The 11,597-nt window shown below is 39.9% G+C and carries 11 protein-coding genes; 4 read left to right on the top strand and 7 right to left on the bottom strand.

From position 1 onward, the window contains the following. The 3 genes from ACZFYI_RS08370 to ACZFYI_RS08360 all read right to left on the bottom strand — a co-directional run. A partial coding sequence (locus ACZFYI_RS08370) for a cation:proton antiporter domain-containing protein (RefSeq protein WP_462523671.1) occupies positions 1-1,646 on the bottom strand: 1,646 nt, incomplete at its 3' end. Positions 1,647-1,786: 140 nt separating this feature from the next. Continuing rightward, positions 1,787-3,910 carry a methylmalonyl-CoA mutase gene (gene scpA / locus ACZFYI_RS08365; protein WP_462523670.1) on the bottom strand — a complete coding sequence of 708 codons (2,124 nt, stop codon included), beginning with the start codon at positions 3,908-3,910 and terminating at the stop codon, positions 1,787-1,789. Continuing rightward, the gene (locus tag ACZFYI_RS08360) at positions 3,907-5,328 is read right to left on the bottom strand and encodes a methylmalonyl-CoA mutase family protein (RefSeq protein ID WP_462523669.1); all 1,422 of its coding nucleotides are present in this window, start codon (positions 5,326-5,328) and stop codon (positions 3,907-3,909) included. The genes scpA and ACZFYI_RS08360 overlap by 4 nt, the downstream gene beginning before the upstream one ends. A 487-nt stretch (positions 5,329-5,815) precedes the next feature. Between ACZFYI_RS08360 and dnaA the strand changes: the two genes are divergently transcribed. Continuing rightward, complete coding sequence (gene dnaA, locus ACZFYI_RS08355) at positions 5,816-7,237, top strand: chromosomal replication initiator protein DnaA (protein WP_462523668.1); 1,422 nt, start codon at positions 5,816-5,818, stop codon at positions 7,235-7,237. Between the two features lie 48 nt (positions 7,238-7,285). Here dnaA and ACZFYI_RS08350 read toward each other — a convergent pair whose 3' ends face one another. Genes ACZFYI_RS08350 through ACZFYI_RS08340 form a run of 3 tightly spaced genes read right to left on the bottom strand, consistent with a single transcriptional unit; the run spans position 7,286 to position 9,521 of the window. After that, entirely contained in the window at positions 7,286-8,071 is a 786-nt protein-coding gene (locus ACZFYI_RS08350) for a DUF3298 and DUF4163 domain-containing protein (protein ID WP_462523667.1), read from the bottom strand. Positions 8,072-8,073: 2 nt separating this feature from the next. Next, entirely contained in the window at positions 8,074-9,072 is a 999-nt protein-coding gene (gene meaB / locus ACZFYI_RS08345) for a methylmalonyl Co-A mutase-associated GTPase MeaB (RefSeq protein ID WP_462523666.1), read from the bottom strand. A gap of 44 nt (positions 9,073-9,116) precedes the next feature. Next, positions 9,117-9,521, bottom strand: coding sequence for a hypothetical protein (locus ACZFYI_RS08340; protein ID WP_462523665.1), 405 nt, complete (start codon positions 9,519-9,521; stop codon positions 9,117-9,119). Positions 9,522-9,571: 50 nt separating this feature from the next. Here ACZFYI_RS08340 and ACZFYI_RS08335 point away from each other — a divergent pair, with 50 nt between their 5' ends. From ACZFYI_RS08335 to ACZFYI_RS08325, 3 genes are read left to right on the top strand one after another with little or no spacing between them, the layout of a single operon-like run. Beyond that, entirely contained in the window at positions 9,572-10,120 is a 549-nt protein-coding gene (locus ACZFYI_RS08335) for a CopD family protein (RefSeq protein WP_462523664.1), read from the top strand. A gap of 5 nt (positions 10,121-10,125) precedes the next feature. Then, the gene (locus tag ACZFYI_RS08330) at positions 10,126-10,788 is read left to right on the top strand and encodes an SCO family protein (RefSeq protein WP_462523663.1); all 663 of its coding nucleotides are present in this window, start codon (positions 10,126-10,128) and stop codon (positions 10,786-10,788) included. A gap of 3 nt (positions 10,789-10,791) precedes the next feature. Further along, positions 10,792-11,232 carry a c-type cytochrome gene (locus ACZFYI_RS08325; RefSeq protein ID WP_462523662.1) on the top strand — a complete coding sequence of 147 codons (441 nt, stop codon included), beginning with the start codon at positions 10,792-10,794 and terminating at the stop codon, positions 11,230-11,232. A gap of 4 nt (positions 11,233-11,236) precedes the next feature. On the opposite strand, the gene ACZFYI_RS08320 is transcribed toward ACZFYI_RS08325, so the two are convergent. Next, on the bottom strand, positions 11,237-11,597 hold a 361-nt coding region (locus tag ACZFYI_RS08320; RefSeq protein ID WP_462523661.1), incomplete at its 5' end, for a hypothetical protein.

Genomic DNA, 11,597 nt, shown 5'->3' with positions numbered 1-11,597 from the left:
ATAAATGCAGTGATATTGCTTTTACTTAAGATCCCTTCGGTTAGTTTTCCCAAGAAAGAATCAGAAATACCGTGTTGTTTATGAAGACCCAAAATGATGTCGGTGACCTTATTTTCTTTCACGACATTGGTGATACCATTGACCAAATTGGAATCATACCTGATCAATTCAGTCAATTTGTTATCTGTGGCAGCAGCGCTTATGGTAGCTTTTTCCAATAGTTTTTTGGCATATTTCTCCTTGCTTTCGTCAGCGGCATCAGAAGGAACAATATTAAGGGCATAAAGGGAGTTTTTTGAAGTCTTGGATTTGATGGTCACTCCCAGGTGGATCAATTCCTCTATATTTTCCGGATAATTGACAGGAATTAGGATTCTTTCCTCGTGTTCTTGTTCTTTGTCGGTTCCACTTTCCTCTGACTCTTCCTCCAAGGCAAGTCTTGCTGCACCTTTTTGCGCCACAATTGAGGCCATGGTACATGTCACCAAAATCATCAAAATAGTTCCGTTCAAAACACTGTCCCCCAATAGCCTGATTGGCTCCCCGGTTTCAGTTTCGCCCAAGACGATTTTATAACCTACCAAGACTGCTGCTAAAGTTGCGGCAGCCTGCGCATTACTCAAACCGAAAATGACATCTCTTTGTGCCTTAGAAAATTTAAAGGTTTTTTGCGTAAAATAAGCCGCCAAAAACTTTGATAGCGTAGCTGTAACTGTCATAACAATCGCTACAAATATTGTTTCTTTATCTAAGTAAAAAACCCTAAAGTCAATCAACATTCCCACACCTATAAGGAAAAAAGGAATAAATAAAGCATTTCCTACAAACTCAATCCTGTTCATCAGAGGCGAGGTATGAGGCACAAGACTGTTCAAAGACAGGCCAACAAGGAATGCACCGATGATGGCTTCAATTCCGGCCGCTTCAGCCAAAAACGCTCCTAGAAAAACAAGAGCAAGGACAAAAATATACTGCGAGATGTTATCATCGTTCCTCTTGAAAAACCATCTTCCTAACATAGGAAATAAGAATATGATAATACCTGCGAATATCAAGATAGATATCCCCAGTTTCAACCAAAAACCTCCGGTCACCTCTCCGGTGGACATCCCGACGATTACCGCCAAGACCAACAAAGCTAGGGTATCAGTAATCAAGGTTCCTCCTACTGCGATACTGACTGCTTTGTTTTTGATCACTCCCATTTTGCTTATGATCGGATAAGCAATAAGGGTATGTGAAGCAAACATGCTTGCCAAAAGAATGGAAGTCGGAATGCTAAATCCTAATACATAAATACCTGTAAAAGTCCCCAAAACCATAGGGATAACAAACGTGTAAAGACCGAATACCATGCTCTTGCCACTGTTTTTTTTGAAATCACCAAGATCGATTTCAAGTCCTGCCAAAAACATGATATAAAGCAATCCAACAGTCCCGAATAGAACCACACTGCTATCTCGCTCCAAAAGGTTTATTCCGTTGGGTCCAATTGCGGCTCCAGCCAAAATCAGCCCTATCAATTGTGGGATCTTTATTTTATTCAGTAAAATGGGGGCAAACAATATGATGAAAAGGATACTCGAAAAAATCAACACTGGGTTTTCCCAGGGTAGTTTGAAGCTCAATTCCGCGGAAAAAACCATAAAGTTTCATTTAATAAAAACCACAATAAATTTCGCCAAAAAATTTGAATTCAAACCGATTTAAAATCAAAAGACTGAAAATTATTCAGTCTTTTGATTTTAAGGACATATAACTTATGCATTAAAAATTTCCGGCCCTATCACCCTTCCATTAATTTTTCCAAAATCTCTTTAGCCGCTTGGGACAATACAGTTCCTGGTCCAAAAACGGCAGCTACTCCCGCATTTTGGAGAAACTCATAATCTTTTGGAGGAATGACACCTCCTGCAATGACCATGATGTCTTCCCTACCCAGGTTTTTCAACTCCTTAATCAAAGCAGGCACCAAAGTCTTGTGGCCTGCTGCCAAGGAAGATGCCCCAACTATATGGACGTCATTTTCTATTGCCTGCATCGCTACTTCTTCAGGGGTCTGAAAAAGTGGCCCTATATCCACATCAAATCCCAAATCTGCAAATCCGGTTGCGATAATTTTTGCCCCCCTGTCATGTCCATCTTGTCCCATTTTGGCAACCATGATTCTTGGCCTTCTCCCTTCAAGTGAAGCAAATCTGTCGGCCAACTCTTTGGCTTCCTGAAAGCTTGAATCATCTTTTGCTTCTGAGGAATAAACCCCGGAGATGGACTTTACAGTGGCTTTGTGTCTACCAAATTCTTTTTCCATAGCATCTGATATTTCTCCTAAAGTAGCTCTTTTTCTTGCTGCTTCTACTGCTAGCTCCAATAAGTTGCCTTCCCTGGTTTTGGCAGTTTGACTGATTGCATCAAGCGCAATTTTGACTTCTTCTTGGTTTCTTTCTCTCCTCAACTTGTCCAATCTTTCGATTTGTGACAACCTGACGGCATCATTGTCAACTTCCCGGATGTCAAACTCAGCTTTGTCCTCATTTTGATACCGATTGACTCCCACAATCACATCCTTACCGCTGTCAATCCTCGCCTGTTTTCTTGCCGCAGCTTCTTCGATTCTCATCTTGGGAATTCCGGCTTCAATGGCTTTGGCCATACCACCAAGCTTCTCTACTTCCTGTATCAGTTCCCAGGACTTTTCGATCAATTGGTCTGTCAAATATTCCACATAATAGGAACCACCCCAAGGATCGACCACTTTGGTAACTCCGGTTTCTTCCTGAAGGTACAGTTGTGTGTTCCTGGCAATCCTCGCAGAAAAATCCGTAGGCAAAGCAATCGCTTCATCAAAAGAATTGGTATGGAGGGATTGGGTATGACCAAGTGCTGCAGCCAATGCCTCGACTGTTGTCCTCGTGACATTGTTGAACACATCCTGCGCCGTAAGAGACCATCCTGAGGTCTGACAGTGTGTCCTCAAAGCAAGGGATTTGGGATCTTTCGGGTTAAATTGATTGACGATTTTGGACCAAAGCAATCGTGCAGCACGCATTTTGGCAATCTCCATAAAATGGTTCATCCCGATGGCCCAAAAAAACGACAATCGGGGAGCAAAGTCATCAATATCCAAACCGGCAGCGATTCCTGTTCTCAAATATTCCAATCCATCTGCCAAGGTATAAGCCAACTCCAACTCAGCCGTGGCACCGGCTTCCTGCATGTGGTAGCCTGAAATCGAGATAGAATTGAACTTCGGCATATACTTCGATGTATATTCAAAAATATCAGCAATGATCCTCATGGATGGCAATGGAGGATAGATATAGGTATTCCTAACCATAAATTCCTTTAGAATATCATTTTGAATGGTACCGCTGAGTTGCTCAGGGCTGACACCCTGTTCTTCGGCTGCTACAATATAAAATGCCAAAATGGGGATGACCGCACCGTTCATTGTCATCGACACGGACATTTTATCCAAAGGAATCCCATCAAAAAGTATCTTCATATCCAATACCGAATCAATGGCCACACCTGCTTTGCCGACATCTCCTACCACTCTAGGATGGTCAGAGTCATACCCTCTGTGGGTAGCTAAGTCAAAAGCAACTGAAAGTCCCTTTTGACCACCGGCAAGATTCCTCCTGTAAAATGCATTGGATTCCTCTGCCGTAGAAAAGCCGGCATATTGACGGATAGTCCATGGCCTCATCACATACATTGTGCTGTATGGTCCTCGCAAATAAGGTGGCAGACCCGCAGCATAGCCGGTGTGGTGGAGTCTTTCTATTTCAATTTTGGAAAGAATACCTGGAACCATGATTTTCTCAGCTGTCTCCCAAACGGATTCTGAGGTGATGTGGATAGGGTTTTCATTGGCATCCAAATTCAATTTGCTGATGTCGGGTCTCATGGATTTAGGGTTTCTAAGTTTTCGACTGACATACTTTCTCTAAATGGCAATAACTGCCAACTTTCTTCGACTGGAAAAGCATTTGGTTTGGGGAAATTTTCCTTTTTGAAAATATATTTATTGACTCCGATTTTGGTTTTTTCCCCTTCCAGAACTTGCTTCATTTTAATATTTCGACGAGTTCTAACTTCATTTTGGATAAAGCAAGATTCGTAGCAAGTCCACCAACCTCCCTTCCCTTCAATAGTCTCCATGTATTCTTTCACTTTTTGAAAAATAGCTAAGATCATATTTTCTATAAAATATGAACCTGATACAGGATCCAAAATCTTGTCAAAGTAGCTTTCTTCCTTTAAAATATTAGAGACATTTCTAGCCATTCTTTGGGACAACAGCCCCGAATATCCGGAAGGAATGTCATGAGGAAGGACATAAAGTGCATTGGCTCCGCCAAGAATTCCAGTCATGGCTTCAGTGGTGTTTCTGACCATATTGGTCTCGGTATCCCACATCGTCTTGGTCCAAAAGCTTGTTTGAACAAAAATAAAAATGTCCTCTGCGGGAATTTCAACTTGATAAAGTCTTATCAACCTGTTTATCAATACCCTTGCAGCCTTCAATTTGGCAATCTCAATGAAATAATCTGTCCCAACAGCAAGCCTGAAAACAGTTTTTTGAATGATTTCATTTGGATAAAAACCCTCTTCTACCATAGCATCAATCAAATCAACCCAGGCTGATAATCCAAATGCCAGCTCCTGAACAGAACTCGCACCAGAATCATGATAAATGGCAGAATTAATGGAAAAAAGTTTAAATGCTGTGAGTTCCTCCCCCAATTGAAGCAGCGATACAGCCGTATCCACAATATTCTTTTTTTCTATCTTATTGGTCAAGGAAAATGCAAATCCATCCCATAAAATTCCACCTAGAATAGATTCTTGTGGCCATTTATTTCGGTTTATCCAATCAAGGAACTGCTTGAAGACTTTGATTGGATCCTCTTTTGGTGATAAAAAAATCTGGATATACTGGGCCTGGACTCCCTCAAGCATAACCTCTAAATCTTCCTCACCCGAAAGATGAAGCAGCAGCGCATCAGCACCATTCAAAAGTGCATCAAGGATTTCCCCATTCATGCTCTTTTCATTGGTTCCCTCAAATGAACAAACATTAGCCCAAATCCTGGGAGGCATACCCGGAATCAAAGATTCAGGATTGACTCGGTTTCGAAAGGAATCCAACACCTCTAAACCTTTTCTATCTTCTATGGTATAAATAGGTTCAATTTTTATCCCATCCTCTGTGACAGATGTCAGGGTTTTCTCATAATCCTTTCCGTGAGGATCCTTAATGATCTGGGTGATCAAATCATGCTTAGAATGTTTGGGAAAGTGTTCAAATAAATTAATTTTCATACTTGGGTTTATAAATTAAGCTAAAAAATGTTCCAATTCAAGACAATAACAACAGTTAGAAGATAGAGAAGCATGTTTTTTTAGCTAGGTAAAAATAGGACTTAGAACTTTCAAAACCCATTTTTAATTGGAATTCAAGAATTAGTATTTATTGATCCCAATGATTCACTTCGGTTCCAATCCAAATTATCTTCCCAAGGTTATATGGAAACCTGTTTTTTGACCAATATCAAATACAAAAAATCTTCGGCATAGGGAATTTTATGTCACCTGATGCTTCAATGACTTTTTAAAAAGGGAGTACATTGATTTTCATTTTGAAAGAAAGAAAAAACCTAGGCATGAAATACAAAAAAGTTTACTCATTTATTCAAAAGTCAAGGGCATTTCGATTTTTTATTTAAATATATTTTCCGCAATTTTGAAGCCCTTCAAAAAAGGGGAGGGTTTTCTCAATAATACTATCTATAGTTTTGTTTAAAGATAAATGAGTTCAGAGGCAAATGCAGTTTGGAATGAATGCCTGCGTGTGATAGAACAACACGTCAATGAACAGAGTTTTTCTACTTGGTTTAAGCCCATAAATCCAGTTCGATTGGAAGGCGGAACATTGACGATTCAGGTTCCAAGTCAATTTTTTTACGAATGGTTGGAAGATAATTACGTCAATGTTCTAAAGCTTGCCATCAAATCCACTTTGGGTAACAGCGGAAGGTTAGAATATGCAGTGGTGGTCGATCGGGGCAATTCTCAGAATCAACCATACATGGTCAATTTTCCTCAGGGAAATTCCAATTCTCCACAAAAAAAACCAGCTTTACCAACTGAAAACAGGAGTCCATTTGACATGCAGTCGCTCAACAGCGATACCCTACTGCAATCAAACCTCAATGTGAATTATACTTTCAATACCTATATAGAAGGAGACTGCAACCGATTGGCGAGATCTGCAGGATTTGCTGTAGCTACCAAGCCCGGTGTGACATCTTTCAATCCCCTCATGGTTTACGGCGGGGTTGGTTTGGGAAAAACACACCTCGTACAGGCGATCGGCAATGAGATCAAAAACGGGCCTGAGGAAAAATTCGTGCTGTATGTTTCTTCAGAAAAATTTGTGAATCAGTTTATGGATTCCATCAAAGATGGGAACGTAAAGAGTTTCACCAATTTTTACATGCAAGTGGATGTTTTGATTATTGACGACATCCAGTTTTTGGCAGGCAAAGACCGGACACAGGAGATGTTTTTCCATATCTTCAACCACCTTCACCAAAACAAAAAGCAGATCATCATGACTTCTGATTGTCCTCCAAAAGATTTGAAGGGCTTGGAAGAAAGACTGCTTTCAAGGTTCAAATGGGGACTTACGGCAGATTTACAGATGCCTGATTTTGAGACAAGGGTTGCAATTATCAAGAGAAAAATGCAATCTGAAGGAATCTATATTCCCGATGATGTGATTGAATACCTCGCTTACACAGTGGATACAAATGTAAGAGAACTGGAAGGTGTCATGATTTCACTTTTAGCCCATGCTTCACTAAACCGCGTCGAGATTGACCTTGCTTTAGCCAAGACAATCATGAAAAATATCGTCAAGGATATTGAAACAGAAGTGGGTATAGATTATATCCAAAAGACTGTCTCTGATTATTTTGATATTAAAATCGAAGATCTAAAGGCAAAAACCCGTAAAAAGGAAATTGTCACTGCCCGTCAGGTGGCTATGTATTTTGCCAAGGAATTTACCAACCATTCTTTGAAATCTATAGGATATCATTTTGGAGGGCGTGACCACAGCACTGTTATCCACGCAGTACAGACGGTAAATGACCTGATGGAGACAGATTCCTCTTTTAGAAATTCAGTAAATGAACTGAAGAAAAAATTCAAAATGAGGTCTTATTGATTTTAGACTGAACAAAAGATAAATCACAATCTTTTTCAAACATCTTTTTCAACTCATAGGAGTTTTAACCAATCCTTTAATTTCTTCTTTTGTAAATCTCAGTTCGGTCGAACCCATTACATAAGGACCGATTTCATATGGATTGTAATACAAAACAAATTCCTCTCCCTCAAAACCCATGGCTGAAGGAAGGAAAAAATTCTTCTCATCCTCCAAAAAAAATCTGCCGTCAACGGCCAAAGTAACCGAATCAATTACGTCGTGATATTGCCTGAACTTGGATTCTGCCAATATTAACAATCCATTTTCATCCAAAACTAATTCCTGATTTTTTAAAGGTTCATTTTTGACAGGATCAAAGTTCAGATATAACCTGTAGGTGTTCGGGTGTGCCCCACCTGTAAAAGAAAAAGTATCGAAGACAATGGATATCAATTTCTTCCCCAAAAGGGCAACCTTAGCATCCACTGTGATTTCCCATTCTTGCGGAGAATCAAAATCATTTTTGAATTCTTGGTAGGAATCTAGAAATCCGGATACTGCAGAATCCAATGGCACGATTTCCTGGTTTTCATCCATGTTCAAAAACAGAACCAATTGCTGCTCTACATGCACATTAAGAAGAGAAACAGGTTCACCATCGCCTTTGAAAAATGGATAGGATAAACTGACCCTAGCACACTCTTCTCCCACGCAGGATTCTTTTTCAATTTGCCTTTGCTCAAATTCCAAAGCCCCGGATTCAGTTTTTTCGGATTGGCAAGAATAAATTAGGAAGCTGAAAAAAAGTAGAATCCCAGAAGCTATGTGTTTGGATTTGTGGAGATTCTTCATTCTTATTCTTTCTTAATGTTTGTGAAAATTTCAACTAATTCCCGTGCTTTGGCAATAGCAGAAAGCCTTCCCGATCTGATTTCAGGCAATATTTGATCCAATTGGGTTTTGATTTTTTCATTTTGAAAAAAACTCTTTTCCAAAAGATACCTGATGTGTTCATGCAGCCAGGAAATTCTTTGGTTTGCACGGTTATGGTCCCAAAAACCATTTTGGCCCATCCTTTCTTTATATCCTGCTACCATCTCCCAAATTTCGTCAAGACCGGTTTGATCCAATGCTGAACAGATTTTGACCTGCTGGACCCAACCGTTTTCTTTGGCAGGAAAAAGATGAAGGGCATTGGAATATTCTCTTTTGGCATTTTTGGCGGCATCCAGGTTGGTTCCATCTGCCTTGTTGATAACCATGGCATCGCATATTTCAACAATACCTTTTTTGATGCCTTGCAATTCGTCACCCGCCCCAGCCAACATCAGCAACAAGAAAAAATCAACCATTCCTTTGACGGCGGTTTCAGATTGTCCCACTCCTACCGTCTCAATCAATATCACGTCAAAACCTGCTGCTTCGCAGAGCAACATCCCTTCCCTAGTCCTTGCACTAACACCTCCGAGCGTATTCCCCGTTGGAGAAGGGCGGATGTAAGCCCTCTTGTCAGCCGCGAGATTTTCCATTCTTGTTTTGTCTCCCAAGATACTTCCGTGTGATTCCTGACTGCTGGGATCCACAGCCAATACAGCGACTTTGTGGCCTTTTTCCACAAGTATTTTCCCGAAACTTTCTATAAAAGTACTCTTCCCAACTCCCGGTACGCCGGTGATTCCAATCCTGACAGAGTTACCTGAGTAAGGTAATATCCCTTCCATCACTTCTTCTGCAATCAATTGGTCCGAATACAGAGTGCTTTCAACCAAGGTTATCGCCCGGCTGAGAATTACCCTGTCGGCATCCAAAACCCCTTGGATATATTCAGATACTGAAAGACGGTTTTTAGTCAAAACGTATGGCTTTTTTAATAGTAAAACGATTAAAGTTAAGGGAATTATTTGAAAGGATGTTTGACAAACCGAACCTGACCCATCGCGGTTTTTTCATACATCGCTGTGCAATATCCTGCAAATTCCGGATCAAAATATGGAGATTCGGGGGAAAGCTCTTTTGGCGTATTCCCTAACTCGTTGAAGAAAAATACTTTGGTATTTCCGTATTTGGTATGTGGCATATAGTTGCCGTATTTTTCCATTTCTTCCCATAAAGAATCTGCTGCATGCACTGCATAAATCCTCACAATCGGGCCTGTATTGTTTTCATTTCTGTAAAATGCTTTCTCCGTATATTCTCCTTTCAGTTCACCGACACCAGGTTGCGAAAGGCTGTCAACCATTATCCAAATGACCAAAGCTGCCACTGCAATCATTAATCCATAAAATAATTTTCGCGAGGCCATATTTAGAGGTTTTTAGATTTTAAGCTTTAATTTAGAAGAAAAATTTCAAGATGGCTTTCGAATACATCAAAGCATTACATATCATTTTTGTAACTACTTGGTTTGCAGGACTGTTTTATATCGTGAGACTTTTTATCTACCAGACTGAAGCTTTGGAAAAACCCGAAGAAGAAAGACGGATCCTTGCTCCCCAACTGAATCTGATGGCAAATCGGCTTTGGTTTATCATTACCTGGCCATCGGCTATACTTACCTTGATCTTTGGTGCATGGGTTTTTTATTACCGATGGGGTTATATAGAATCAGGATTCATGCAGGCCAAACTTGTCTTTGTCTTGGTGCTTTATGTCTATCATTTTATTTGTCACAGGATTTACAAAGATTTACAAAACGGCAAAACAAAATGGACCTCCACTCAATTAAGGATGTGGAATGAAGTAGCAACAGTTTTGCTATTTGCGATTGTTTTCCTCATTGTACTCAAAACCCTTATCAGTGTGGTATGGGGAATCGGAGGTTTGCTGATGCTGAGCGTCACCATGATGCTGGGAATCAAATGGTATAAAAAAGTAAGGGAAAAGAATCAGTCCAAAAATTAAAAATTATGAATAAGCCATTCCGTAAAATATTATTTATTACAGGTTTTGCAATGCTAATCTGGAACTGCTCCTCAAAAAATACTCAGGAGGATACCAATCTTCCACTTCCAATTCTTGGCAACAGACATGTAGAAGAATTTGAAATGGAAGGAAAAACCATTCAGGACACCGTATATCATAAGATTGCAGATTTTTCCTTTACAAATCAGGAAGGAAAGGAAATCAACAATCTTTCTGTAAAAGGTAAAGTTTATGTTGCTGACTTTTTCTTCACCAGCTGCCCGACCATCTGCCCCATCATGAAAACCCAAATGCTTCGGGTATATGAAAAATTCAAAGATCAGCCAGATTTTCTCATACTGAGCCACACCTTAGATCCGACTCATGATACTCCGGAATTGTTAAAGGATTTTGCTTTCAAGATTGGTGTAGAAGATGATAAAACATGGCATTTTCTGACCGGAGATCAAGAGAAAATTTTTGAAATCGGACAGACAAGTTATATGACTACTGCAATGGCTGATCAAAACGAACTTGGAGGATATCTTCATTCAGGGGCATTTATCCTAGTCGACCAAAATGGCCATATCAGAGGCGTCTATGACGGCACCAAGGAAGACCAGGTAAATAGGCTGATGAATGACATCCCTAAATTGCTTCAAAAGTAACCCATGAAGAAAGTTACCTTTGCAATTGCTATTGCGATAATTTGCCTCAGTTCCTGCAAGCCAAAATCCGCTAATCCAGAGAATACGCTTGCAAGCATTACTGATACCAAAGTACTGCAATATGCGATAGAAGGAAAAGCATTGTATGAAGCCAATTGTGCAAACTGCCATCAAAAAAATGGTACCGGACTAGGCAAACTCATCCCTCCGATATTTCAGTCAGACTATTTTTTGGCAGATATCCCAAGGACAGCGAAAATAATCAAAAACGGCCAAAAAGGAGAAATCATTGTAAATGGGGTGATCTATAACCAAGAAATGCCAGGAAATCCCAGACTAACCAATATAGAAATCGCCCATATCATGACTTATCTTTACAATATTTGGGGAAGTGAATCGGGGGTGATCGATGCTACTATGGTAGAAGGGTATTTAAAAAAATGACTGCTCAATTATATCCCAACTCCTTATTGGCAGCGGCAATGGAGGCTTTTATCTCATCGTTGACTTCTTGCACTTTTATTTTTTGATCAAGAAGATATTTTTCAACTTCTTCTTGGGTCATATCCTCATAGGTAGATTTGAACTGCCTCATCCAAACAAACATCCCCTCAAAAGCTGCATCCAAACCTACTGCAATCCTATTAAGCCTTTCTATTTCTTCAGAACTACCAGTGCTATTTGCCGTCAGTTCATTTGACTTTTGGGTGATCTCCTTTTTAAGTTTTTTCAACTCAACCATTTTGGGCATGACCTCATCATGAAAGGCAAAAACTTCTTGCTTCAGTATTTTATTTTTTTTTTTTTTA

Source organism: Aquiflexum sp. (assembly GCF_977115555.1).
Note: the sequence above shows the minus strand (reverse complement) of the source record. Positions and strands in the feature narration are given on the sequence as shown.